A 24,904-nucleotide genomic window follows, 5' to 3' on the forward strand; every position below is an offset into this window, starting at 1 on the left:
CGGTATGAGTGGCGATCCGTCCGCACCGCCAGGAACCACCCCGATCACGACTGGCGCGCACCCGCACTTCGAGACAGACGCTAGCCCACCCGGGGCGGCACTGTGGGTCGGACACCCGTGGCCTCCACCATGGCGGCCCAGTCCCGCCGCGGGTCGTGGATCTGGCCCAGTGAGACCACGTCGCGGCGGAGCAGGAAGGCCATGAGCCAGTCGGCCATGACGCGGACCTTGCGGTTGAGCGTCGGCACGCGGGTGACGTGGTACGCGCGGTGCATGAGCCAGGCGACCACGCCGCGCAGGCGGATGCCGTAGATCTCCGCGACTCCCTTGTGCAGCCCGAGACTCGCCACCGACCCCGCGTGGGAGTGCTTGTAGGGCTTGGGTTCGCGGCCCCGCAGTGAGCGGATGATGTTGTCCGCCAACAGCTTCGCCTGCCGCACCGCGTGCTGCGCGCTCGGCGCGCACCAGGCGCCCTCGGCGGACAGGTCGGGCACCGCGGCGCTGTCACCGGCGGTCCACAGATCCTCGTGGCCCGGCACCCGCAGCGTCGTCGAAGCGACCAGCCTGCCCCGCGGGTCGACGGGCAGACCGCTGGCCTGAGCGAGCGGGTTGGCCCGCACACCGGCCGTCCAGACGACGGTGTCGGAGTCGAACTCCTCACCGTCGCTGAGCACCACATGGCCGTCGACCATGCTGGTCACCGTGGTGTTCAGCAGGACCCGCATCCCACGCTTCTCCAGCCTGCGGACGGTGTACTCGGCCAGCGACGGGCTGACCTCCGGCATGATCCGGCCCGCCGCCTCCACCAACACCCAGCGCATATCCGACGGCGCCAACTCCGGGTAGACCCGCATCGCGAACCGGGCCATGTCCTCCAACTCGCCGAAGGCCTCCACCCCCGCGTACCCGCCGCCGACGACAACGAACGTCAACGCCCGGCGGCGCACCTCCGGATCGGTGGCGCTCGCGGCGACGTCAAGCCGGGACAGCACCTGGTTGCGCAGATAGATGGCCTCCCCCACGGTGGAGAACCCGATCGCGCACTCGGCGAGCCCCGGCACCGGCTGCGTCCGCGCCACCGACCCCGCGGCCAACACGAGAACGTCGTAGGCCAACTCGGTCGGCACACCCTCGGCGGGCACGACCGTCGCCACCCCGCGGCGGTGATCGACCCCCGTGACAGTGCCCGTCACCACCCGGCACCCGCGCAACACCTTGCGCAGCGGCACAACGACATGCCGGGGCTCAATGGAACCGGCCGCCGCCTCCGGCAGGAACGGCTGATACGTCATGGTCGGACGGGGATCGACGACAGTCACCGTCGCCTCACCGCCCCGCAACTTCTTCTGCAAACGGAACGCGGCGTACAGGCCCACATAGCCCCCGCCGACGATCAGGATGTGCGGTCGCTCGGTCATGCCACGAGCGTGCCCCCGCCCCACCCGAAGATCATCCCGCGCGGGAGCGAACCCCACTCCCCCACGAGCATGAGCCGGTCCCAGCGGACACAGGACCAAAGTCCCGGCACGGAAACGGCGGCGCCAGGCCAAAGCCCGACGCCGCCGCCAAAACCCGACTAACGACGCGAATCGTGCGCCGGCCGGTCCATCGTCGCCTCGACCGTGGGCGGAGTCTCCACCCGCGGCCGCGGCGCGTGATCCGACGTGCCCATCTGCGCCTGCGCGCGCTCCAGCCAACCACCCCAACGCTCCGACATCGGCTTGATGAGACCGCCACCAAGCCCGACGATCAGAATGCCGCCAATGGTCGCCAACACGGTGATGAGCACCGGCATGGTCACCGTCGTCGCGATGTTCACCTGGTTCAACGCCGCGATAACACCAAACGCGATGATGAAGACATACGCGACAGTCCCCAGCATCGGACCGAACGGCCGGTTGCCCAACGCGCTCGTGATCAAGTCGCGAACAACCTTGCCGACCGCGGCCGCGACGATGAGCAGCACAACCGCCACAACAATCCGCGGCAAGAACGCGATGACATCGTTGAGCAACGCACTGACCGGGTTCGACTCACCGAACACCCCGAACGCCAACTGCAGCGCGATCAACAAAATGAAGTAGTAAACCAACTTCACGAGGATGTTGCCGACATCGACCCCGGAATTGCGAGCCAGACCGGACATACCGGTCTTCTCCATCAGCTTACTGAAACCGAGCTTGCCCATCACCATGGACAAACCCTTGGCCACAGCCTTCGCGATGAGCCAACCGATCAAAAGAATGATGAGAAAGCCGAGGAGCTTCGGCACGAACGTGGCAACCATCGACCACGCCGCACCCAACCCTTCCCGCAGTTCCGCACCCATGATGTGTACCTCCTAGGCCCCCGACGGGCAGATCTCTGTCCTGGGAGATCGTTTCCCACGACACCCGCCCCGGCAACCGCAACACATCCCACGAATGGGTTAAAACCGCCGAATCGCATGGCACCCACGCCAAGATCTACCCATAGTAGAACTACCGGTGGGGACCGGGGAGATGGGCCGCCCGGCATCGAGCGCACCGAAATTGCCGGGCGGCCCGCCCGATTCCGCTTGCATGTTCGCGGAACGCGCTCATCGGTGGGTCGGGCGTCATTTGCGCGGCGCCGGAGTCCGACCTGGTGACCGTCGTCCAGATCCACCCGGACGCCGATTCCATGGCGACCCACCTGAAAGTCGGGGCGGACCACTTCGTCGAGGCCTACACCGAATACCTCGAACCGGAAAGCACCCAACAGATCTACGGACCCTCACCCCGGAGCTGGCTCAGACGATCTCGTCTCTGATGCGGAGCGACGGAAACGACGAGAGCGTGACCATTCGCGAACCCTTCACCGGATTCGACCGGCTGCTTCAGCGTTGAGTGCCCCAGCACCTGAAGGGAAATGGGTACAGTCGAGGGCATGGGGTCTGGGAGCGCGGTGAGGATGCGGCTCACGTTCGTGCTCGCCCTGTTCCTTCCCGCACTCTTCCTGGCCCTTCCCGCCGCGGGCGACCTGAACCCGCTGGCCCTCGCCGCGGGCCTCGCCGCCGCCCTGATCGTGTGCGTCGCTCACGTCCGGGTCGACCCTGACGCGGCCCCCGCCCTGGTGCGGACCGTCAGCCTGCGAGAACAAGCCCGGCTCGCCGAAGTCCTTCGGCTGCATGACCCGGGGACACCGGGAAGCCCCCGACCACGAGCTCCGTCACTGGGCACCGCGGCCGCCTGATCGCACGGGCGGCCGCTTCCGCCTGTCCGAAAGCCGCCTCCCCCGTGACGGAGTGACCCTCGATGTTCGACGTCTTTCTCTACCCTGTTTCGGCTGTCCTCTGGTTCTGGCACCTGATCTTCAGCTCCCTCCTCGGCCCCGGCGGAACCGCCTGGGTGCTGGCCGTGGTCTTCCTCGTCTTCACCATCCGCGCCCTCCTCGTCCGACCCGCCCTAAGCCAACTCCGCGCCGCGAAACGCACGCAGAAGCTTGCGCCGCAGATACAGAAGATCCGTGAGAAGCACCGGGGCGACCGGGGGCGGATGGCTCGGGAAATCCAGAAACTGCACGCCGACAACGGCAGCAGCCCGCTGGGCGGGTGCCTTTCCGCGCTCCTGCAGATCCCCGCGTTCCTGAGCCTGTTCTGGGTGCTGCGCGGGTTCGCGCCCGGCGCCGAGTCCAACTACGTGTTCGACCGCGCCGGGGTCGACTCGTTCCTGAACGCCGACCTGTTCGGCGCCAAGCTCGGCAACTGGATCAGCCAGCCCGCGGCCGACCTGATCGCGTTCGGGACCGACCGGGCGCACATGGTCGCCGTGGGTGTGCCGCTGATGATTCTGGCCGGGCTCGCGACGTTCCTGTCCATGCGGATGAGCCTGCGGCGCCAGGACACCACCACCAGCCCCCAACTCGCCTCGGTCAGCAAAGCCATGATGTACCTCGCGCCCATCGGGATGCTGGTTTCCGGGGCGTTCTTCCCGGTGCCGATCGGCGTGCTGCTCTACTTCCTCGCCGGCAACCTGTGGACCTTCGTCCAACAGCACGTCCTCACGAACCTGGTGGACGGCGAGGAGCATCCACAAGAGACCAAGTGGCGCTGACGGGCCGAAGACGAACACCGTGTGGGAGTGTGGAGAGATGAGTGGGGCGTCGGTCGGGTTGTCCGCCGAGACGTTGGAAGCGGTGGAGCGGGCGTCGGGAAAGCTGGCGTCCGCCGCTGTCGCGGCCATGGAAGCGCAGTTCGCCTGGTTCGTGCGGATGCCCGCCGACCAGCGAGCGTCGGTGCTGCTCGTCGCGCAGAGCGGGGTCGCCGGGTTCGCGGCGTGGCTGCGCAACCCGATGGAAGCCCTGCGGATGACCACCGACACCTTCCGCGGCGCCCCCCGCGACCTGTCCCGCTGGGTCAGCCTCCGGCAGACCGTCGAGATGGTCCGGGTGTCGCTGAAGATCTTCGAGGAGATGGTGCCGGACCTCGCCGCCACCGACGAGGACCGGGCACTGCTGGCCGAGGCCGTCCTGCGCTACGGGCGCGAGGTGGCGTTCGCCTCCGCGATGTCCTACGCCTCCGCCGCCGAGGCCCGCGGCGCCTGGGACGCCCGGCTCGAAGCGCTGGTCGTCGATGGGATCGTCCGTGGCGACGCCGAGGAGTCGCTGCTCTCGCGGGCCGCCGCCCTGGGCTGGGACCCGGGTTCGGAGGCCACCGTGCTGGTCGGCAACCCGCCGTCGGACGACCCGCCGACGGTCGTGTTCGAGGTCCGCAGCCGCGCTGCCAGGGTCAGCCGACCCGTCCTGCTCGGCGTCCAGGGCTCACGGCTGGTGGTGGTCCTGGGCGGGCCGACCGAGGACGGCGCCGACCGCGAGGTCATGGGCAGAATGGCCGAGGCGTTCGGCGAGGGCGCGGTCGTCGCGGGCCCCACCGTCGCCAGCCTCGCCGAGGCGCACCGAAGCTCCGCGGACGCGCTCTCGGGGCTGCGCGCGGTCGTCGCGTGGCGGGAGGCGCCGCGGCCGGTGCGGTCGACGGACCTGCTGCCGGAGCGGGCGCTGGCGGGCGACCCGGAGGCCGAGTTCCAGCTCATCGACCGCATCGCGAGACCGCTGGAAGAGGCGGGCGGGTCACTGCAGGAGACCGTCGAGGCGTACCTGTCGACCGGCGGTGTCCTCGAGACCTGCGCGCGACAACTCTTCGTTCACCCGAACACGGTCCGATACCGCCTGCGCAAGGCCACGGAGCTGACCGGGCGGAACGCGAACGATCCTCGCGATGCCCTCGTGCTGCGGATCGCACTGGCGGTCGGCAGGCTGTCAAGGGCTCGCGGGCTCTGGTAGCCAAGTTTTTAGTGGTTATTGCCACAACAGACAATGAATACCCGCCCGTAGCGTTTACCGGCTGGTCACTTTTGTAGACCCCCTACAACAGACGCCGCGCAACTTGGTGAGTGCCGACATGCATAACCGGGCCCAGGACAGTGTCTAGTGAACAGGTGATCGCGCTACTCGCTCCTGGGCAAGGTTCCCAGACCCCCGGCATGCTCAGCCCGTGGCTCGAACTGCCGGGCGCGGTCGACCGGCTGGCGGCGTGGTCGGACATCGCGGGCCTCGACTTGACCCGGCTGGGCACCACCGCCGAGGCCGACGAGATCAAGGACACCGCGATCACGCAGCCGCTCATCGTGGCGGCCACCCTGCTCGCGTTCGAGGAGCTGCGCTCACGCGTGGAGATCCCCGCGGACGCCGTCATCGCCGGGCACTCGATCGGCGAGTTCGCCGCCGCCGCCATGGCGGGCGTGCTCACCGCCGAGGACGCCATCGCGCTGGCCGCCGTGCGCGGCCGCGAAATGGCCGCCGCCTGCGAGCTCGAGCCGACCGGTATGGCCGCCATGATGCGGGGCACCGAGGAAGCCATCCTCGCCCGGCTCGCCGAGCTCGACCTCGTGGCAGCCAACCGCAACGGCGCGGGCCAGATCGTCGCCGCCGGGTCGCTCGCCGCGCTGGAGAAGCTCGCCGTCGAGCCGCCCGCCGACACGAAGGTGATCACCCTCAAGGTCGCGGGCGCGTTCCACACGCACTACATGGCCCCGGCGCAGCAGGCCCTGGCCGCGCACGCCGAGACGCTCGGCGCACCGGCGAACCCGGCTTTCACGCTGCTGTCCAACCGGGACGGGGCCGCGGTGGCCGACGGCGCCGAGGTGCTGGCCCGGCTCATCGACCAGGTCACCAACCCCGTCCGCTGGGACCGCTGCATGGCGACGATGGCCGAACTCGGCGTCGACGGCATCGTCGAGTTCCCGCCCGCGGGCGCGCTCGTCGGCCTGGCGAAGCGGGAACTCAAAGGCACCCCCACCGTGGCCATGAAGACTCCCGACAACCTCGACACGGTGACCGACATGATCGGAAGTAGCGCGTGACCACAATGCGACTCGCCACTGGAGCCAAAGCCAGCCGCATCCTCGGGGTCGGCAGTTTCCAGCCTGAGCGCATCGTCACCAACGACGAGCTCTCGCAGAAGATGGACACCACCGACGAGTGGATCCGGGAGCGCGTGGGCATCGCCGAGCGCCGGTTCGCCGGGCCCGACGAGTTGCTCGTCGACATGGCGGTCATGGCCGGGTCCAAGGCGCTGGCCAACTCCGGCCTCTCACCGTCCGATGTGGACACCGTGATCCTGGCCAACTGCACCATGCCGACCCAGATCCCCAACGGCGCGGCGCAGGTCGCCGACCGCATCGGGATCAAGGCGGCGGGCGCGTTCGACCTCAACGCCGCCTGCGCGGGCTTCTGCTACGCGCTGGGCACCGCGTCGGACCTGGTCCGGTCCGGCTCCGCCCGGCGGGTGCTGGTCATCGGCGCCGAGAAGCTCACCGACTGGGTCAACCCGGTCGACCGGGGCAACGCGATCATCTTCGCCGACGGCGCGGGCGCCGCGGTCGTGGGTCCCTCGGAGGAGGCGGGCATCGGCCCGGTCGTCTGGGGCAGCGCGGGCGACATGGTCGACATGATCGGCATGACCGAGGACCGGCACATCTTCCAGGAAGGCCAGTCGGTCTTCCGCTGGGCGACCACGCGGATCGCGCCGATCGCTTTGCAGGCGCTGGAAGCGGCCGGGCTGCAGCCCTCCGATGTGGACGTGCTGATCCCGCACCAGGCCAACCTGCGCATCATCGAGTCGATCGCGAAGAAGCTGCGCGCCAAGGGCGCCCGCGAGGACATGGTCGTCGCCGACGACATCGTCAAGTCGGGCAACACCTCCTCGGCCTCCATCCCGATGGCGATGGACCACATGCGTGAGGCGGGTCGGATCAAGCCCGGCGACGTCGCGCTGCTCGTCGGTTTCGGCGCGGGCCTGTCCTACGCGGGCCAGGTCGTCATCTGTCCCTGACCACAGGGAAGCAAGACTCCGGCAGGTGCTGTACCGGCCGGTTTGATCGAACAGGAAGGAACCTGGCATGTCGGAGAAGCCCAGCGACACCGAGATCCTCGAAGGACTCGCGGAGATCGTCGAAGAGGTCGCCGGTGTCGCCACCGACGACGTGACCGCCGAGAAGTCCTTCGTCGACGACCTCGACATCGACTCGCTCTCGATGGTCGAGATCGCCGTGCAGGCCGAGGACAAGTTCGGCGTCAAGATCCCGGACGACGAGCTGGCCAACCTCAAGACCGTCGGCGACGCCGTGAAGTACATCTCCACCAACGCCTGATCGCATACCTCGTTCCTCGGCATTCGAATCCAGTCACCACCCACGCTGCGAAGGAAACCCCATGAGCAACGTCGACGTCGTCATCACCGGGCTGGGCGCCACCACGCCGCTCGGCGGTGATGTCACGACCACCTGGGAAGCGCTGCTCGCAGGCAAGAACGGCATCCGCGTCAACGACAAGGAGTGGGTCGAACGCTACGACCTGCCCGCCAAGTTGGCCGCGCCGCTCTTGGTCGATCCCACCGACGTCCTGCCCCGGGTCCAAGCCCGCAGGCTCGACCGGTGTGAGCAGATCGCGATCATCGCCGCCCGCGAGGCCTGGGCTGACGCCGGATTCGAACTGCCGAGGGACGAGGAAGCGCCGGTCGACCCCGAGCGCCTCGGCGTCGTGATCGGCACCGGCATCGGCGGCCCGGTCACCCTGCTCGACCAGTACGAGCTCCTGCAGCGCGACGGCCTGCGCAAGGTCTCGCCGCTGACCGTGCCGATGCTGATGCCCAACGGCCCGGCCGCGCACGTCGGCATCGAGCTGCGCGCCCGCGCTGGTGTGCACACGCCCGCCTCGGCCTGCGCGTCCGGCGCCGAGGCGCTGGCCACGGCCTACCAGATGATCCAGAACGGTCGGGCCGACGTCGTCGTCGCCGGTGGCGCCGAGGCGTGCATCCACCCGATCACCGTGGCCGGGTTCGCCCAGTCCCGGACCCTGAGCACGCGCAACGACGAGCCCGAGCGCGCCTCGCGGCCCTTCGACAACGACCGCGACGGCTTCGTCCTCGGTGAGGGCGCGGGCGTGGTCATCCTGGAGACCGCCGAGCACGCCGCCGCCCGCGGCGCCCGCGTGTACGGCAGGCTCTCCGGCTACGGCATGACCTCCGACGCCTTCCACATCACCGGCAACCACCCCGAGGGTGTCGGCCAGATCAAGGCGATCACCAACGCGGTGCGGATGGCAGGCCTGAGCGCGGCCGACGTCACCCACGTCAACGCGCACGCCACCTCCACGGTGGTCGGCGACATCGGTGAGGCCGCGGCGATCCGCAAGGCCCTCGGCGACCACGTCGTGCTCACCGCGCCGAAGTCGGCGCTGGGCCACCTGGTCGGCGGCGCGGGCGCGGTCGAAAGCATCATCACGCTGCTGTCGATCTACTACGGCGTCATCCCCGCGACCCGCAACCTGGAGAACATCGACCCGCGCGTCGGCCTGGACGTCGTCACCGGCCAGCCGCGCAAGGTCGAGCTCACGGCCGCGGTCAACGACTCGTTCGGCTTCGGCGGCCACAACGTCGCGCTCGCATTCACCGCCGCATGACCACCGGGACTCACCAAGTCCCAGTTGAGGAGTTCCCCAGATGACCGCTCTGGCCACCAGATCGAGCGAGGCCGACGAACTGGACCCGCGGGATCCGCTGGTCCGGCTCGCGCAGCTGCTCGATCCCGACTCGATGGCGCCGCTGCGCCCCGCGGACACCAGCGGTGTGTTCGCGGTGCGCGGACGCGTCGACGGGGTCAAGGTCATCGCGTACTGCACGGACGCCACCAAGATGGGTGGCGCGATGGGTACCGAGGGCTGCAGGCACATCGTCGAGGCCATCGACACCGCGCTGCGTGAGCGCAGCCCGGTGATCGGGGTCTGGCACTGCGGCGGCGCGCGGCTGGCCGAGGGCGTCGAGTCGCTCGACGCGGTCGGCAACGTGTTCGCCGCGATGATCCGGGCCTCGGGCCGCATCCCGCAGATCAGTGTCGTGGTCGGCCCGGCGGCCGGTGGCGCCGCCTACGGTCCCGCGCTGACCGACGTGGTGATCATGTCCCCGGCCGGGCGGGTCTTCGTGACCGGGCCGGACGTGGTCCGCAGCGTCACCGGCGAGCAGATCGACCAGGAAGGCCTGGGTGGCGCCGAGGCGCACGGGCGCAAGTCCGGTGTCGTGCACGTGCTGGCCACCGACGAGCCCGACGCCTACGTCCGCGCCCGCCGCATCACCAGTCTGTTCGCCAAGCCCGGCCTGTTCGACCTGCACGCGGTCCGCGCGGAGAGCGCGCTGCGCGACCTGCTGCCCGAGCAGGTCAACCGCGCCTACGACGTGAAGCCGCTGCTGCGCGGCATCCTGGACTCCGATGCGCAGGGCGTGTCCCAGTTCGAGGAGCTGCAGGCCAAGTGGGCGCCGAACGTGGTGATCGGCCTCGGTCGCCTCGGCGGCCGCACGGTCGGCGTGATCGCGAACAACCCGCTGCGCAAGGGCGGCTGCCTGGACTCGCTGTCCGCGGAGAAGGCGGCCCGCTTCGTCCGGATGTGCGACAGCTTCGGCGTGCCGCTGCTCGTCGTGGTCGACGTCCCGGGTTACCTGCCCGGCGTCGGCCAGGAATGGGACGGCGTCGTCCGCCGAGGCGCGAAGCTGCTGCACGCGTTCGCGGAGGCCGTCGTCCCGCGCGTGACCCTGGTGACCCGCAAGTCCTACGGCGGCGCGTACATCGCGATGAACTCCCGCTCGCTGGGCGCGACCGCGGTGTTCGCCTGGCCGGAGGCCGAGGTCGCGGTCATGGGCGCGAAGGCCGCCGTCGGCATCCTGCACCGCAAGAAGCTCGCCGCCGCCTCGGAAGACGAGCGCGAGGCGCTGCACGCGCGGCTCACCGCCGAGCACGAGCGGATCGCGGGCGGCGTGGAGCGGGCGATGGCGATCGGTGTGGTGGATGAGGTCATCGACCCGAAGCAGACCCGCCAGAAGCTCGCCGAGGCGTTGGCGGCGGCCCCGGCGGGCCGCGGATCACACGGCAACATCCCGCTCTAATTTGAAGCGCTGATAGCGGGACCGATTCGCGCGGGTGAGTCGGTCCCTCTTCGCATGGCTAGTGCAAACTGGCCGATTCGCCCAGGGGAATGCGCGAGTAGTCCGCCCCGCCCTGGCCGTCGAGCCACTGGTCGAAGTGGCGGCCAGGCTTCCGACCAGCGCCTAAGGGGACCGTGACGCCGGCCGACCACGGTTGCCCACCAAACCGCACCATCCCACCGCGGGTGACCCGACCCTTGAATTCCGGGGAGGCGGACCGGTTTCAGCATTTCTCGTGCTGCGGGGACGCCCCGGTCGGTCCCGCGTCGAGTTTCCACACATCGGCCTCGACCACGAGCGGGAAGATCACGTGCCACCTGATGCAGGGCTCCGGCAGTTCCAGCGGCGCGTCGGCGACGTCTTGTTTCGAGATGAACGTCAGCATCACCCGGGCGCTGCCCCGTGGGCCGGTCTCGATCCGGTAGACCACCATGCTGCCGTCCTGCGTCGACCGGTAGCTGACTCGCCAGGTGTCCTCGGGCATGTTCTTGATCCGGTCGGCCGTGACCGTGGTGCGCCACCGCTCGTAGTTCTTGCCGTTGATCGCGTCGAAGTAGGTCTGCAGCAGCTGCCGGACCGTCTCGTACATCGGGTGCTGGATCGCGTCCTGCGTTCCCCGCACGTCCCGGTGCCCGGGTTGCTCACCCGGCGGCAGCGCGCCCGCGCTGGGCAGGATAGCCGACGGCGGCGGCGTGTCGCGGTCGGCGGCGTACAACTCGCGCGCGAGCAGGCTCGCGGTCGCCGTCAGCACGACCGCGACCAGCACCGCGGGCCACAACCACGACTGCCTGACCCCTCGCCCCTGCGCCACGGGTCAAGCGTGCCACAGGGGTTCAGCCGACGCGGTGCAGCCAGGTGACCGGAGCGCCGTCGCCCGCGCGGCGGAACGGTTCGAGGGCCTCGTCCCAGGACGCCCCGAGCAGCTCGTCGACGCCGAAGGCGAAGGACTCGCCGCCGCGGGCCGACGCGGCCAGCGTGCGCAACTGGTCCTCACCGACCACGATGTCGCCGTTCGCGCAGGTCCGGGCGTGCCAGAGGCCGAGCGCGGGGGCGTAGCAGAAGCGTTCACCGTCGACCCCGGAGCTGGGTTCCTCGGTGACCTCGAAGCGGATCATCGGCCACGCCCGCAGGGTGCCCGCGATCTTGCCGCCAGTGCCCGCCTCACCGGTCCACGCGCATTCGGCGCGCAGTTGACCGGGGGCCGCGGCCTGCGCGGTCCACTTCAATTCGGCGCGCACCCCTAGGGTGCCCGAAATCGCCCACTCGACGTGCGGACATACCGCAGACGGCGACGAGTGGACGTACACCACGCCTTGGGTGTTTCCACGGGTGCTCACTGCTGACCTCCGCTGCTCGACGAGGATCGTCTTCCCCTACGTCCTGTCAACCAGCGGCTATCTCCACTGAGCGGAAATACCTGCGGTCATTGTGCCCTGTATCCGGACACTTTGGCCACACGAACCACGAAACCATCAGGTGCGCCAGTGAAACGATCCGGGAAACCCGAATGCGGGGAGCCATAACCGGCTCCCCGCATTCGACCCCGAGTCTCAGTGCGCGCCGAGTGCGGTCGCCGCGGCGACCACGTCGACGAGGCCGGTGCCCTTGTCGAAACTCGTCGAGTACCCGTTGACGGTCTGGTAGCCCGACCCGTCGGTGTACTTGAACGCGGTGCGCTTCAGGACGTCCTCGATCTCGGCGGGCGTCGCCGTCGGCTTCGCCTGGAAGAGCTGGGCGATGATGCCGGTGATCTGCGGAGCGGCCATGGACGTCCCGCTGATCACGTTGTAGGTGCCCAGGTCGAGCAGCCCCGGCCCGTTCACCGGGGTGAGACCGGTGGCGCAGATCGGCAGGTACAGCCTGCACGCGGAGATGATGTTCTCCCCCGGCGCGGAGATGTCCGGCCAGGTCGACGGGTCCGCCTGCGCGCCGCGCGACGAGTAGTCCGACACCGTGCCGGAGCGGGTTCCGGTGCCCTGGTCGTTGTAGGACGCCACCGACACGACGCCGGGGGTCGGGTCCTGGCCGGGCGGGTTGGACAGGTTCTCCGAGCCGTTGCCACCGTCGTTGCCGTTGGCCCACACCGTCATGACGCCCTCGGCGGCGAGTTGGCGCTGCAGCTTGACGGTCGCGGAGTTCGCGTCGAACTTGCCGCCGCCGGACGGCCCGTAGGAGTTGTTGATGGCCTTGATCGGCGGGCAGGTGCTCGCCGGGACGCCCGCGCCACAGGGCGCCTTGTGGTTCTCGAGGACCCAGTTCAGCGCGGCGTCGGCCCCGACGATCACGATCACGGCGCCCACGGAGATGGACACGATCTTCGCGCCGGGCGCGGATCCGCCGACGACCTTGCCGCCGCTGAGCGTGTACGCCTTGCCCGCGGCGATGCCGCTGACGTGGGTGCCGTGTCCGCCGACCGCGAGCAGGTCGGTGTCGATGGCGTCGGTGGTGTCGACGATGCAGCCGGTGCCGACGCTGGACTCGTCGAGGCACACGCCCTTGAGGCTGCGCACCACGCGGGTCTTGCCGTCGTCACCCTTGAACGCCGGGTGCGTGGGGTCGATGCCGGAGTCGATGATCGCCACCGACACGCCGCTGCCGTCGAGCTTGCGGCCGTTGGCGCCGGTGAGCGTCTTCTGGGCCTGCAGGCTGGTGGTCGCGACGGTGCCCGAACTGTTCGCGAAGAGGCGGATCGGGTCGTTCGCCTCCACGTAGGTCACGCCGGACTTGGCCCGGACGGCCTGGACTTGGGTGACCGAGCCCTTGGCCACGACGACACCGATCTTGCGGAACGTCGTCACCGGGGTCATCCCGGCGGCTCGGGCGGCGGCGTCCGCGGCGGTCGCGGAGGTGCCGTGCACGAGCACGGTGTGCTGACCGACCGCGGTCAGCAGACGGGCGAGGGAATCGGAGACCGGTGCGAGCGGATTGGCCGTCGCGGGCGCGGCTGCGACCAAGGGAATCGTGAGAACGGCGGCGGCCAGACAGGCGCGGAGTCGCGGGTCGCGCAGGGAACGACCAAACATGGAACCTCCATGACAATTAATGACACTGGAAGGTGGCATTAACCACAACGACGGTCCCCTGATCAGGTGACGAGGTCCATCGAATTGGCTTGGAGGTCGGCGCGATCGGCCGCATCGGGCCCCGATACCGTGTCCGCAGCGGCGTGGTGCGTGACCTGTCAGAGGTCACCGCCGTCGGGGGTTTGCGGAGGTGTCGGGGTGCGGCTGGTCCGGGTCGGGGGCGAGACCTCCACGGTCGGAACCGACCTGCGTGCCGCGCTGGCGTCCTGGGGACGCGGCGACGCGATCGTGGGCGGTGTGGCGGTGCTCGACCTGCAGCCGCCCGGCTGCCCTGGCCCGATCGACGCGGTCGTGATCATGCCGCGCGGCGTGCTCGTCATCGTCGGTGTCGACCTGCCGGACCCGGCCGTCCGGCTGGACGCGCCGCTGTCCGGGCAGTGGACGACCGACGGCTGGCCGCTGGTGCGGCCCGACGGAGCGACCAACCCGGCCGCGGAAGCGCTGGCGGCGACGTCGGCGGTCACCGCGCTGCTGCAGGCCGAGCGGACGGAGCCGGTGCCGGTCGGCACGGTCGTCGCGATCGGCCCCTACGTCTCGCAGGTCTCGCAGCCCACCCCGGACCTCATGCGCGGGGTGCGCATCCTGCATCCCGAGCCACGCAACCTGATGACCGCCGCCAAGGAGCTCGCGACCCACACGCGCACCTGCACGGTCGCCGAGGTCCGGCAGATCCTCGCCGCCGTGCACCCCGACGGAGCCGACGCTGCCGACCTCGGCACCGCCGAACTGGTCGCCGAGGGCTTCGTCGACACCGCCGCCCGCGACGCCGCCGCGATGACCACGTTCATCCCGCGCACGGTGCTCGCCGGCCACCACGGCAAGCACGAGGGCGACGAGCCCGCGCGGGGACTGCGCTGGCTGCCGATCGTCGCCGCGATCCTGATCGCGATCCTGCTGGCCACCGGCATCGCGGTGGCGATCAGCTCGGCGAACAAGGGCTCGGCCGACCGGCCGGAAAGCTCGACCAACCAGATCCCGGTCGACGGTGTCGCGTTCACCGCGAAGGGGTCCGCCGAGCACACCGACTGCGCGGCCCACGCGTTCGGCGACGTCAAGACCTGGCTCGAGAAGAACGGGTGCGCCCGGCTCATCCGGGCCCGGTTCGAGGCGACCTCGGACGGCAAGCCGGTGGCCGTGGTGGTCTCGGTCCTTCGGTTCACCAAGAGCACGTCGGCGACCGAGCTACGGGCGGTGGCGGACAGGCCGGGCGCGGGCGGCATCGCCGACCAGGCCGCCGAGGGCGTGGCCTGGCCGGGCCCGCACCAGCCCACGTTCGAGTCGGCCGCCTACGCCAGCGGGCGCGAGGGCAGCAGCCTCAAACTCGTCCAGGCGGTGTGGCTGGACAAGAAGTCGGACCCGGACGACCCGATCCTGAAGTCCGTCGTCACCAAGGCATTGCAGCTCTCGCTCGCCGGCTAGCCGACCAACGCGTGCCCCAGCGCCGCAGCACCGACACCCGCGACGACGCTGATGGTGACGTTGCTGAACGCGCGCAGGTAGGCGCGGTCCTCGATCAGGCGGACGGTCTCGTAGCCGAACGTGCTGTAGGTCGTCAGCGCTCCGCAGAAGCCGATGCCCAGCAGGGCGTGCACCGCTGTCGACGTTCCGGTGAGCGCGCCGAGGATCGCGGAGCCGACGACGTTCACGGTCAGCGTGCCCCACGGGAACCTGTCGCCGAAGCGGCGGCGCAGCGCCTGGTCGGTGAGGTAGCGCAGCGGCGCGCCCACCGCCGCGCCGAGCACTACCAGGAGCGCGGTCACAGCAGCCACCGCGCGACCCGCATTCCGACCGCCACGGCGACCAGCGCGCACAGAACGGTCCCCAACAGATAGGACATGGCGAAAATCAGCGTGTCCGGAGCAAGGAGCACGCGAACTTCCTCCGCGTAGGCGGAGAACGTGGTGAAGCCACCGAGTACGCCTACACCCAGAAATGGCCTGGCAAGCGCATGAATATTCCTCAGTTCCGTGACCGCGACCATGAGCGCCCCGATGAGCAGACAGCCCACGGAATTGACCAGCAAAGTGCCCAGCGGAAATCCTCCCGCTTTCCCGGGTAACGCGCTGACCAGCAAAAATCGCGCGAGTGCGCCTACGGCGCCACCCAGAGCCACCGCGGCCAACGTCGTCTTCGCCGCAATGTCGGCACCCATGACACCTCCTAGCGTGATTATCACCGGCCGCCACACCGGACCGCCTTGCGGGTAGCCATAGGCCGTACCTATAAGCTGCGCACAGAACGGGCCGGGAATGCCGGTCCCGTGGCACTGGGGCCGCATTTCGGCCAATACGACTCATCATGCGGAGGAAACCGTGGCGCAGAAGACCGTTGTCGAGCTGGTCGACGATCTCGACGGTGGAACGGCCGACGAGACCGTGGCCTTCGCCCTCGACGGCGTCGACTTCCTGATCGACCTGTCGAGCGACAACGCCAGCAGGCTGCGCGACTCGCTCGCGGAGTTCGTCGGGCACGCGCGGCGCACCGGCGGCCGCAAGTCGAAGGTCGCCGCGGGCACCGCGCGCAAGTCCGCGTCGGCCAGCGACAAGGCCGACAACCAGGCGATTCGCGAGTGGGCGCGCAGCCAGGGCGAGTCCATCGCCGAGCGTGGCCGCATCCCGGCGGCGCTGGTGACCAAGTTCCAGGAAGCGCACGGCGCCTGAGTCAGGGCAGCCGTCTCGGCGACGGCGTTGCCCACTCCCCCAGCCTGCGCACGGCCGCGACCGGCGCCGGTTCGAGTGTGCGGGAGATCCGGAACCCACCGGGCAGGGCCAATGCCGCACGTCGGAAAGCCCGCACCGCGACAGTGGTGACGGAATCGGGGTAAGCGCGGCGGCCATAGAGCCGCCGCGCCCAGCCGGGCAGCAGTGAATAGGACAAATGTCCGATTGTCGGCTCATAGAGCCGCACACCCACCGCGAGAAGTCCCTGGACCGGCGGTCGGTGTAGAAAGTTGTAGATCAAGTCGGTGTTCTCGGTCCGCCGCAACGTCGGATAGACGTTTCTCAGGTAGCCGGTCATCTCATCCACGCTGCCCGGGACTTCGTCCGGGTCGAGACCGACCAACGCCGCCGCGGTGCGCTGTTCGTCGAAATAGCGATCGGCGTGCTCACGGGTCAACGGAAATCCGGCCCGGCGCGCGCCCGACAGGAATGACGCCGCCTCGGCGCAATGCACCCAAAGCAGCAGTTCGGGGTCGTCAATCCGAAACTGGACCCCCGCTTCGTCGCGGGCCCGCAGCGACCGGTGGACTTGGCGCACCCGGCGGGCAGCCTGGTCGGCCTGCTCGAGCGTGCCGTAGGTGGTGATGCCGACGAAGGTCGCGGTCCGCACCAGCCTGCCGAGCGGATCGGCCTGGAAGTCGGAGTTCTGCACGACACCCGCGACCGCCCTGGGGTGCAGCGCCTGCAGGTAGAGGCTGCGGATGCCGCCGAACCACATCGACGGGTCGGCGTGCACCTGCCAGGTCACCGAGTCCGGGCCGAAGAGACCCAGGTCGGCGCTGTCGATCAAGGCTGGGGTGCTCATCTGGCTCCCTTCGATGCGGGAACGGGTCGACCAGCCGCAGGACCACGTAGATCCCGAAGGCGACGACGAAACCCCAACCGAGCACCTCAAGGGCCACCGCCAGCGAATCCTGGTCCGAGAACGACCGCAGACCCACGCTAGTGGCGCCGACGCCGGGCGGATAGGGACGTGCGGCCGGGAATGGATCTCCTCGGCGCGGTGTTGACCCAGGAAAGGCAGTAATCGATGTGCGCCGGAGGCGATTGTGGACGGTCAGGGCGACCTGTACGACGTGGACTCGGATGTCCCTGACCTGGCGGGCACGGTGCTGCTGCACACCTTCGAGGGCTTCATGGACGCCGGTTCGGCCGGCCGTCTGGTCGCCGAGCACCTGCTCGAGACGCTCGAACACCGGGTCATCGCCCGGTTCGACGTCGACCGGCTGATCGACTACCGGGCCCGGCGCCCGACGATGACCTACCTCACCGACCACTGGGAGTCCTACGCGGCGCCCGAGTTGGCGGTGCACCTGGTGCACGACAGCGAGGGGATCCCGTTCCTGCTGCTCACCGGGCCGGAACCGGACCGTGAGTGGGAGCGGTTCATCTCAGCGGTGGGCGAGCTGATCGAACGCTGGGGTGTCCGGATGGCCGTGGGCTTCCACGGCATCCCGATGGGCGTGCCGCACACCCGGCCGCTGGAGGTCACCGCGCACGCCACCCGCCCCGACCTGGTGCGTGACTACCGGCAGACGTTCAGCCGGATCCAGGTCCCCGCGAGCATCGCGAACCTGCTGGAGTTCCGCGAGGGCGAGGCAGGCCGCGACGCGATGGGGTTCGCCGCGCATGTGCCGCACTACCTGTCGCACTCGGCGTACCCGGCCGCCGCGCTGTCGCTGCTCGACTCGATCGAGCGGGCCACCGGGCTGTCGCTGCCCGCTGATCCCCTGCGCGAGGCGAAGCGGAAGGCGGATGTGGAGATCGAACGCCAGATCGCCGAGTCCGACGAGGTGTCGGAGGGAGTGCGGGCGTTGGAGCACCAGTACGACAGCTTCGCCGAGGCCGCGGGCCGCAACATGCTCGCCGACCCGGCCGACATCCCCACCGCCGACGAACTCGGCAGCCAGTTCGAACGCTTCCTCGCCGAACAAGACGGCGAGCGCTGACCCGTCAGGGCAGCGGGCGGCGGCCGGTGAAGCCCAGGTCGGCGCGGTGGTACCAGGTTAGGTCTTGTTCGCCTTCGAGCCAGCACCACAGGACCGGCACGCCGTCGAGAGTGCCGGGGAAGTCGACCAGCAGCGGGGCGAAGCCCTTGAGTTCGGCGCCGGTGTCCTGGACTTTGGTGAGCAGTTCATCGAGGCGGGCCTGAGCCGCCTTGAACTCGGGTAGTCCGCCGAGGCTCGATTCCCCCGCGCCCAGTTCGGCCGCGTCCGCGCGCAGGGCGACGATCTCGTCGAGGACGGGGCGCAGACGCGCCAGTTCGGCGCGGGCTTCGGTGAGCGTGAACATGGCCACAGCCTGTCATGGGCCGCCGGGCCGGACGAGGCCGCTCTCGTAGGCGTACACCACGGCCTGGGTGCGGTCGCGCAGGCCGAGTTTCGCCAGGACGCGGCCGACGTGGGTCTTGACCGTCTGCTCGGCCAGCACGAACGTCTCCGCGATCTCCACATTGGACAGTCCGCGGGCCAGCAGCACCAGCACCTCGCGTTCCCGCTTGGTCAGACTGTCCACACGCGACGGTGCGACGAAGGCGGCCTGGCGGGCGATGGTCTCGATCAGCCTGCGGGTCACGGTCGGCGCCAGCAGCGCCTCCCCCGCCGCCACGACGCGCACGGCGGACACCAGGTCGGCGGCCTGCAGGACTTTGAGGAGGAACCCGCTCGCGCCCGAGCGCAGCGCCTCGTAGACGTAGTCGTCGATGTCGAAGGTGGTCAGCATGATCACCCGCGGCGGGTCGTCGGCCGCGAGGATCTCCCTGGTCGCGGCGAGGCCGTCGAGCACCGGCATCCGCACGTCCATCAGGACGATGTCCATCGCCACGGGCAGCACCAACTCCTGCGCCCCCGGGTAGTGCTGCACCGGGTCAAGCCAGGCGAGGACGAACACCCCCACCGCCGCGACGACCGGCCACCTCTTCACCCGTCCGACCTTACGGTTGTCCCGTCCTGCCACGCGACCAGACGCCGCAGGAGTGACACGGCCACGAAGTGCAGGGCGAACGCGACCGCCGAGTGCACGACCCAGGCCCCCACCAGGGTCGGCCCACCCCAGGCGTTGTCGAACCTCGGGTCGGCGGTGAACGGGTGGCCGAGCGCACCGATCGCGTCGGGGCGCAGGAAGTAGAGGTAGCCCATGTAGACGAGGTACAGGCAGAGCAGGGCCAGCGGGAACATCAGCAGCCCGGCGGATAGTCGCCGCCGACTCGGCACACCGAGCGAGTACCGCCGCGCGATCCCCTGCTGCGTGCGGGACACCCGCCGCCCCAGCCCGACCGGCGTGGCGAACACGCGCGCGCCACGCCGAGCGGGAGGGTGGTGAGGCCGCGGACCAGTGGGACCGCGATCCAGTTGTGCCACAACGTGTTCATGCGAACAACGGTAGGCAGGAGCGAGACGCGAATCGTCACCCGCGAGCGCCAAGTCCAGGGTGATACCTGAGTACTAGGCGGGCGCCTGTTTGGCCCCTTGCGTTTTAGTGGGGTGTGCCGCGCGATCCTCAGAGGTCCAGGCGGTAGAAGTGGAGCTGCTTGGCGACGGTCATGCCGGCCAGCTCCGCGGCCTCCTCGACATCCTCGTCGTCGTACTCGTGCACCCGCAGCGTGCGAACATCGGGGTTCAGTTCGCGGATCTTGCCCACCAGGTCGTGGATCGCCGCCGCCAGGACCTCGGGCTCCGTGTCGTGGTGGATGATCTCCTCGACCATCGCCCGGTTGCCCTTGATCAGCGCCGACAGTTCCGCGTCCGTGTCCACCACGTCGATGGTGATCACATCCGTGCCGTCCGGCAGGTTCTCCGTCGGCTCGGTCGCGACCTGCGTGCGCACGGCGGGCAGGCCGGCCGGAGCCGCGACCGCGGCAAGGTCCTCAAACGCCCAGATGTGCCCGAGTTCCTCATCCGGAGACGCGCCAAGGGCCTCCGCGACATGCGCGTCCAGGTCGGCCATCGGGTCGGACCACACGATCGCCTCGTTGCCCGCTTCGCGGGCGTGGTCGGCGGCGGCCTTCGTCAAAGCCACCAGGAGCTCGATCTCCTCCGGGGTGGCCGGGTGTTCGTCGTACATGCCCGTCTTGATGCGCTCGATCTCCCGCGAGAGCAGCAGCCACTGCACCGTGGGCCCCGGGTCCTCCTCGTCCGGCCCGAGCAGTGACGCCCAGCCCAGGAGCTTCCCCTCGGCGCGGGCGACCGCGACGGCCAGCACGACCCGCTCGTCGTCCTCCTCGAGGTCTTCGTCCTCGTCTTCGACGTCGTGGTCTTCCGCGTCAGCCCCGATATCGGCGAGGACGGCGGTGAACAGCTCTTCGACCAGCCGCTCCTCAGCCTCCGGATCGGTCTCCACGACGACCTGCACACCCAGCCCGGCGGACATAGCGACTCCATTCACTCGGATCAGTCGGCCCGACCGTATCGGGCGGCCGAACTCCACGCCTGTCCGCGTCCGTCCACAGGGGTGAGCAGGACCGGCTGTACCGATCCTGCTCACCCGTCACCGTTTGATCAGTTGACGACTCGGACCGAGTCGCAGCCCAGGAACGTGTAGGTGTTCCCGTCCGGGGCCAGGTAGCGGCCCTTCAAGCAGGCTTCCTTGGAGCTCAGGGTGAGTCCCGAGTCGGCTGGCTTGAAGTGCAGCACCAGGTCCAGATCGGCGTCGCGGGTGCGTTCGTCCAACTCGTAGGAGCGCTCCGGGTGCCCCTCGCCGTGGACTTCCCGTGCCCCGAAGGGTGTCGCGGTGTTGACGAGATTCGCCCGGAGTCCCCACAACGTTGTCGTGACGTCGATCTTCGTGGCGTCGAAGTCGAGCGGCAGCCCGTACTCCCCGGCCGCGGTGGTCAACGCGGCGAGTGTCGCGTCCGTGTTGAGGTTGATCGAGTTGGGGAAGCCCTTCGGCCGGACGTTGATGGCCACCGGCACGACGCAGTCGATCTGGAACGACGACGCCCGCTGGTTGTTGGTCAGGTCCGGGTCGAGGTCGGCCGCGTTCTTCAGCGCCAGCGCGGCGGTGAGGGTCACGGTCTTCACTCCCGGCGACGTGCAGTCCACGGTGGCTTCCGTGCGGACCGTCCGCGGGCTGCCCACGGCCAGTGCGGGCTGCGCCGAGGTGGCCGACGCGGGCGTGACGATCACGCCACTGGAGCCGGACGCGCTCGTGGTGAGCACGGTGTCGATCGGGCTCGACGGTCCGGCGTTGGCGATGGCCACGTCGAACGTGACCGCGCCTGCCTTGCCCATCAGCACCTCGAGCGGTCCGGTCGCCGTCGCGGCGGTGACCTGGACGTCGGCCATCGCGACGACCTTCGTCGTGGTGCTCGCGGTGTTGTTGGCCGAGTTGGAGTCCGTGCCGTCGTGCGAGGCGGTGGCCGACGAGGTGATGTCCTTCGGGCCGCCGTTGTTGTGGACGAGGTCCGCGGGAACGTTCACCACCACGTTCGCCGAGGCCGACGCTCCGGGCGCCAGGTCCCCGAACTGACAGGTGACGACACCGGCCGCGTTGGTGCAGCCCGCCGACGCCGAGGCGAAGCTGACGTCCGACGGCAGAGTCTGCACGACCTTGACCGCGTACGCCGTGTTCGGGCTGCCGTGGTTGTGCGCCTGCAGCCCGTAGGTGAGCTGCGTCCCGGCGCCCACCGGGTCGGGAGCATCCGTCAGGTGGACGTCGACATCTGTGCGGCTCACGGCTTCCTGGTACGCCGCACGGATGAAGTCGGCGGTGTCCTTGGTCAGCTCGTTCGCCGAGGAGTGGCCGCTCGACGGCGGGGACAGCGGACCCTTGTACTTCAGGTTGGCCCAGTCGTCGTGGCCGTCGAGGTCGGGGCTGTTCGGCGGGGGCGTGCCCATGATCGGCGCGCCGGCCGCCGCCGTGTTGGGGCAGCCCTGGTCGGGGATGCCCATGAAGTCGACATCGGTGACGACGTTCTCGGTGTCGATGTTGGGGGCCGCGTCGGTCCCGTCGCCTTCCCGGTCCCAGTTGACCGGACCGTTGCCCACACTGACCCGCCACGGCGAGGTGCCGTCGCCGTCCCAGATGAAGATGTCGGCGGTCGGGGCGTTGATGCCCTTCTCCTCGTCGAGGGCGTCCTCGTCGAGCGTGTCGAGCTTCACCCGCGAGTAGTCGAGTCGGGTCCGGTCACGGCCGTCGACCAGGCCGTCGCCAGTGATGTCGCTCGTCGGCGCGGGCGCCGTCGGCGAAGAGTCGGGCACGCCGATGGTCTGGTAGACGTAGCTCATCACCGAGTGGTAGTTCGGCTTGCAGTTGATGGTGTCGGATCCGCCGTGGCCGAGGTTGAGCGCGTGTCCGAGTTCGTGCACGAACGTGCCCGACTGGTCGCGGACGGTGCCGACGTCGCCCGCCCAGCCGCCGAGGCTGACCAGGGGGTCCTTGCCGTCGCCGCAGCACAGCCCGGAGCTGCCGTTGACCACGGGCGGGTCACCGGGCTTGTCCGCGGGTGTGTCGGGCTGGCGGTGCACCCAGGGCGACCAGTGGTAGTACGGACGCAGGTTCGCGTCGAAGTTCTGCGTGCGCAGCGTCTCGGCGGTGACCATGGCGCCACCGATCGTCGGGCCCGCGCCCCACGTCAGCTTGTCGATCTCCATGAGCTGGTCGTCGATGACCATGAGCAGCTGCACGCCGTTGGCCGCGTCCACGCCCGCGTAGGGGCAGCCCGGCTTGGCGAGCACGTCACCGGCGTTGAAGGCGGCGGTGGACTCGTCGATCGCGGCCTGCACCGGCTTGTGGGTGTGGTCGGGAACGCCGTCGCTGTTGGCGTCCGGGCCGACCATGTAGTCGATCTCGGTCAGGATGGTCGGTCGGCACGGGCTGGCGGCCACGGGCGGAAGCGTGCCGTTGGAGTCGTTGGCCTCGATCGCGCGAAGGTTGCCGTGCTCCGGGACGGTGCCGTTCTTGTCCACCACGATGCCGGACCGCTCGATGCCGTCGTGCAGGCCGTCACCGTCGAAGTCGACGGAGTCGCCGAAGGTGACAGAGAACCAGACCGCGGCCGAGTCCTCACCGCTGCCCTTCGAGTAGCCGAGGTTTGGGGTGGGCACGTCGCCGGAGAAGGTGCCGGTGTTCGGGTCGATGACAATGTCGAGGTTGTCGTCGCCGTTGGCGATGTCGACCGCGTCGTCGCCGCTGGTGCTGTCGTGGTCCCACAGCTGGATGCGGACGCCGAACGGCCCGGCGTCGCGGTCGAAGGTGCCGGAGAGCTTCCACTCCGGCGAGATGTCGCCCTGGTCGTCCGGGGCGCGCGGCGAGGTGCGTTCCCCGCTGGGGAAGAACGCCTTTGAGTAGTAGTCGTTCGGGCAGGCGTTGAACGGGATGCCCGCGACATTGCGCTCGTTGTCGTCGCACTCGATCTGCCACACCTTGTGGATCGTGATCGTGACTCCGACGTTGTTCACCGCCTGTGCGACCGGCGTCGTGGCGCTCGCGAGCCCCACCCCGAGCGCGGCGGAGGAGAGCATGGCGAGTGTTCTTCGTGTGTCCATGAGAGAAGTCCCTCCCGGTGTCGGCCGTCCCTGTGCGGCCTTGCGGGAAAGAGTGCTCAGCGGTGTTCAGGCAGCCTTCGAGGCGCCTTCAGACAGCCTTAAAGTTTCGCCCCGCGCCGCGCGAGTTCGGGAATTGGGCAGGCTCGACGCCGAGTTCGCTCATCCGCGCGACATACGTGCGGTAGGCGCGGCGAGCCTCGCCGTGCGCGCCCGCCATGACCGAGGACCGCACCAGCGCCAGGTGGGCGCGCTCGTCGTACTGGTCGTGCTGCAGGATCCGCAGCGAGTAGGACGCGGCTGAGTAGTTCTCGCCCGACTCGACCGCGTGGTCGGCGAGGTAGTGCGCGACCCGCACGTACACCGAGCGCGCCTCCTCGCGCAGCGCGCCCGCCCAGTCCTGGAAGACGTCCTCGTCGAGGAAGTCGCCGGTGTAGGCGGCCTCCGCGGTGCGCAGCAGCAGCACGGCCTGCGCCGGGCGTCCCGCCTTGGCCGCGTCCAGGCCGGCCTGGGCGTCGCGCAGGAATTCCTCGATGTCGATGGACGTCGTGGCCAGGTCGAGCCACACGCTCGCCCGGTCGGCGCCGACGAAGTGGTCCGGCGCGAAGCGTTTGCCCGGGTCGAGCACCGAGCGCACCGTCGACAGCGCGACGGACAGCCGCGCGGACACCACGGACTCCGGCTCCCCCGGCCACAGCGAGTCCATGAGCTGCGCGCGCGGGACGCGGTGGCCGCGGCGGGCGATAAGGATCTTGAGCAGGTCGCGGGCCTTGCGCGAGGGCCACTCGCTCAGCGGGACGGGCGTGCCGTCGCGCACGATCCGGAAGCCGCCGAGGCATTCGACTCGCACGTCCGGTGGCGCGGCCCGCTCCTCGGCGAGCGCGGCCTGCGCGGCGTACCTGGTCGCACCCGCGGCGAGGAACCGCTGATGCGCACTGGCGGCCAGCTCACGGGCCCGCTCACCGGTGGCCCGCCGGGCCAGCATCAGCTCGACCCTGGCCTGCCCGAGCGGGTCGCCGATCTCGCGGCGGATGCTCAGCGACTCCTGCAGGAACTGGTCGACGGGTCCGACGCTGGAGGTGGCCGCCGCCTTCAGCTCCAGCGCCTCCGCCAGCCCCGCCCGGTCACGGC

Annotated in this window: 26 protein-coding genes; 12 read left to right on the plus strand and 14 right to left on the minus strand. The window is 69.7% G+C overall.

Translation table 11 applies throughout. The annotated features are described in order from the left end of the window. Positions 1-80: 80 nt before the first annotated feature. Both ACRDSQ_RS01785 and ACRDSQ_RS01790 read right to left on the minus strand, forming a co-directional pair. Positions 81-1,418 (minus strand): NAD(P)/FAD-dependent oxidoreductase, encoded by a 1,338-nt coding sequence (locus tag ACRDSQ_RS01785; protein ID WP_431418167.1) that lies wholly within the window; start codon positions 1,416-1,418, stop codon positions 81-83. A gap of 158 nt (positions 1,419-1,576) precedes the next feature. Continuing rightward, the gene (locus tag ACRDSQ_RS01790; protein ID WP_431418168.1) at positions 1,577-2,329 is read right to left on the minus strand and encodes a mechanosensitive ion channel family protein; all 753 of its coding nucleotides are present in this window, start codon (positions 2,327-2,329) and stop codon (positions 1,577-1,579) included. A gap of 296 nt (positions 2,330-2,625) precedes the next feature. Here ACRDSQ_RS01790 and ACRDSQ_RS01795 point away from each other — a divergent pair, with 296 nt between their 5' ends. From ACRDSQ_RS01795 to ACRDSQ_RS01835, 9 genes are all read left to right on the plus strand, one after another. After that, complete coding sequence (locus ACRDSQ_RS01795) at positions 2,626-2,790, plus strand: hypothetical protein (protein ID WP_431418170.1); 165 nt, start codon at positions 2,626-2,628, stop codon at positions 2,788-2,790. 117 nt (positions 2,791-2,907) lie between these two features. Further along, entirely contained in the window at positions 2,908-3,213 is a 306-nt protein-coding gene (locus tag ACRDSQ_RS01800) for a DUF6412 domain-containing protein (protein ID WP_431418172.1), read from the plus strand. A 62-nt stretch (positions 3,214-3,275) separates the two neighbouring features. Then, positions 3,276-4,073: a membrane protein insertase YidC gene (gene yidC / locus ACRDSQ_RS01805; RefSeq protein WP_431418173.1), complete on the plus strand. Its 798-nt coding sequence runs from the start codon at positions 3,276-3,278 to the stop codon at positions 4,071-4,073. A 37-nt stretch (positions 4,074-4,110) separates the two neighbouring features. Further along, a complete protein-coding gene (locus tag ACRDSQ_RS01810) occupies positions 4,111-5,298 on the plus strand; it encodes a PucR family transcriptional regulator (protein WP_431418174.1) in 1,188 nt (395 codons plus the stop codon). Positions 5,299-5,438: 140 nt separating this feature from the next. Then, positions 5,439-6,377, plus strand: a complete 939-nt coding sequence (locus ACRDSQ_RS01815) for an ACP S-malonyltransferase (protein ID WP_431418176.1) — start codon at positions 5,439-5,441, stop codon at positions 6,375-6,377. Positions 6,378-6,382: 5 nt separating this feature from the next. Further along, positions 6,383-7,348 carry a beta-ketoacyl-ACP synthase III gene (locus ACRDSQ_RS01820; protein ID WP_431418200.1) on the plus strand — a complete coding sequence of 322 codons (966 nt, stop codon included), beginning with the start codon at positions 6,383-6,385 and terminating at the stop codon, positions 7,346-7,348. A gap of 67 nt (positions 7,349-7,415) precedes the next feature. Further along, positions 7,416-7,667 (plus strand): acyl carrier protein, encoded by a 252-nt coding sequence (locus ACRDSQ_RS01825; protein ID WP_091371887.1) that lies wholly within the window; start codon positions 7,416-7,418, stop codon positions 7,665-7,667. 61 nt (positions 7,668-7,728) lie between these two features. Further along, positions 7,729-8,976, plus strand: a complete 1,248-nt coding sequence (locus ACRDSQ_RS01830) for a beta-ketoacyl-[acyl-carrier-protein] synthase family protein (RefSeq protein WP_431418177.1) — start codon at positions 7,729-7,731, stop codon at positions 8,974-8,976. Positions 8,977-9,016: 40 nt separating this feature from the next. Continuing rightward, positions 9,017-10,450, plus strand: a complete 1,434-nt coding sequence (locus ACRDSQ_RS01835) for an acyl-CoA carboxylase subunit beta (protein ID WP_431418179.1) — start codon at positions 9,017-9,019, stop codon at positions 10,448-10,450. Positions 10,451-10,712: 262 nt separating this feature from the next. Here the strand turns inward: ACRDSQ_RS01835 and ACRDSQ_RS01840 are convergent, their stop codons facing one another. The 3 genes from ACRDSQ_RS01840 to ACRDSQ_RS01850 all read right to left on the minus strand — a co-directional run bounded on the left by ACRDSQ_RS01840 (position 10,713) and on the right by ACRDSQ_RS01850 (position 13,512). Next, a complete protein-coding gene (locus tag ACRDSQ_RS01840) occupies positions 10,713-11,300 on the minus strand; it encodes a hypothetical protein (RefSeq protein WP_431418180.1) in 588 nt (195 codons plus the stop codon). Positions 11,301-11,322: 22 nt separating this feature from the next. Then, positions 11,323-11,826 carry a DUF3145 domain-containing protein gene (locus ACRDSQ_RS01845; protein ID WP_431418181.1) on the minus strand — a complete coding sequence of 168 codons (504 nt, stop codon included), beginning with the start codon at positions 11,824-11,826 and terminating at the stop codon, positions 11,323-11,325. A gap of 213 nt (positions 11,827-12,039) precedes the next feature. Then, on the minus strand, positions 12,040-13,512 hold the full coding sequence (locus tag ACRDSQ_RS01850; RefSeq protein ID WP_431418183.1) for a S8 family peptidase: 1,473 nt from the start codon (positions 13,510-13,512) through the stop codon (positions 12,040-12,042). A 198-nt stretch (positions 13,513-13,710) separates the two neighbouring features. Between ACRDSQ_RS01850 and ACRDSQ_RS01855 the strand changes: the two genes are divergently transcribed. Further along, a complete protein-coding gene (locus tag ACRDSQ_RS01855; RefSeq protein WP_431418185.1) occupies positions 13,711-14,991 on the plus strand; it encodes a hypothetical protein in 1,281 nt (426 codons plus the stop codon). On the opposite strand, the gene crcB (ACRDSQ_RS01860) is transcribed toward ACRDSQ_RS01855, so the two are convergent. Together crcB (ACRDSQ_RS01860) and crcB (ACRDSQ_RS01865) are read right to left on the minus strand one after the other, a co-directional pair. Continuing rightward, the gene (crcB, locus tag ACRDSQ_RS01860) at positions 14,988-15,332 is read right to left on the minus strand and encodes a fluoride efflux transporter CrcB (protein ID WP_431418186.1); all 345 of its coding nucleotides are present in this window, start codon (positions 15,330-15,332) and stop codon (positions 14,988-14,990) included. The genes ACRDSQ_RS01855 and crcB (ACRDSQ_RS01860) overlap by 4 nt on opposite strands. After that, on the minus strand, positions 15,329-15,724 hold the full coding sequence (crcB, locus tag ACRDSQ_RS01865; RefSeq protein WP_431418187.1) for a fluoride efflux transporter CrcB: 396 nt from the start codon (positions 15,722-15,724) through the stop codon (positions 15,329-15,331). Before crcB (ACRDSQ_RS01865) ends, crcB (ACRDSQ_RS01860) begins: the two co-directional genes overlap by 4 nt. Before the next feature lie 160 nt (positions 15,725-15,884). Between crcB (ACRDSQ_RS01865) and ACRDSQ_RS01870 the strand changes: the two genes are divergently transcribed. Next, on the plus strand, positions 15,885-16,232 hold the full coding sequence (locus ACRDSQ_RS01870) for a histone-like nucleoid-structuring protein Lsr2 (RefSeq protein ID WP_431418188.1): 348 nt from the start codon (positions 15,885-15,887) through the stop codon (positions 16,230-16,232). A 1-nt stretch (position 16,233) separates the two neighbouring features. On the opposite strand, the gene ACRDSQ_RS01875 is transcribed toward ACRDSQ_RS01870, so the two are convergent. Further along, positions 16,234-17,097 carry an oxygenase MpaB family protein gene (locus tag ACRDSQ_RS01875; protein ID WP_431418190.1) on the minus strand — a complete coding sequence of 288 codons (864 nt, stop codon included), beginning with the start codon at positions 17,095-17,097 and terminating at the stop codon, positions 16,234-16,236. A 241-nt stretch (positions 17,098-17,338) separates the two neighbouring features. Here ACRDSQ_RS01875 and ACRDSQ_RS01880 point away from each other — a divergent pair, with 241 nt between their 5' ends. Next, complete coding sequence (locus tag ACRDSQ_RS01880; protein ID WP_431418202.1) at positions 17,339-18,241, plus strand: proteasome assembly chaperone family protein; 903 nt, start codon at positions 17,339-17,341, stop codon at positions 18,239-18,241. Between the two features lie 4 nt (positions 18,242-18,245). Here the strand turns inward: ACRDSQ_RS01880 and ACRDSQ_RS01885 are convergent, their stop codons facing one another. From ACRDSQ_RS01885 to ACRDSQ_RS01910, 6 genes are all read right to left on the minus strand, one after another. Beyond that, positions 18,246-18,584, minus strand: coding sequence for a DUF2203 domain-containing protein (locus ACRDSQ_RS01885; RefSeq protein ID WP_431418192.1), 339 nt, complete (start codon positions 18,582-18,584; stop codon positions 18,246-18,248). Positions 18,585-18,596: 12 nt separating this feature from the next. Next, positions 18,597-19,154: a LuxR C-terminal-related transcriptional regulator gene (locus tag ACRDSQ_RS01890; protein ID WP_431418203.1), complete on the minus strand. Its 558-nt coding sequence runs from the start codon at positions 19,152-19,154 to the stop codon at positions 18,597-18,599. 56 nt (positions 19,155-19,210) lie between these two features. After that, positions 19,211-19,582 carry a hypothetical protein gene (locus tag ACRDSQ_RS01895; RefSeq protein ID WP_431418194.1) on the minus strand — a complete coding sequence of 124 codons (372 nt, stop codon included), beginning with the start codon at positions 19,580-19,582 and terminating at the stop codon, positions 19,211-19,213. Positions 19,583-19,790: 208 nt separating this feature from the next. Further along, a complete protein-coding gene (locus ACRDSQ_RS01900; RefSeq protein WP_431418195.1) occupies positions 19,791-20,660 on the minus strand; it encodes a hypothetical protein in 870 nt (289 codons plus the stop codon). 128 nt (positions 20,661-20,788) lie between these two features. Beyond that, positions 20,789-23,776 carry a hypothetical protein gene (locus ACRDSQ_RS01905; RefSeq protein ID WP_431418197.1) on the minus strand — a complete coding sequence of 996 codons (2,988 nt, stop codon included), beginning with the start codon at positions 23,774-23,776 and terminating at the stop codon, positions 20,789-20,791. A gap of 88 nt (positions 23,777-23,864) precedes the next feature. Next, on the minus strand, positions 23,865-24,904 hold a 1,040-nt coding region (locus ACRDSQ_RS01910), incomplete at its 5' end, for an AfsR/SARP family transcriptional regulator (protein WP_431418199.1).

The organism is Actinokineospora sp. (assembly GCF_050699995.1).
Taxonomy (GTDB): Bacteria; Actinomycetota; Actinomycetes; order Mycobacteriales; family Pseudonocardiaceae; genus Actinokineospora.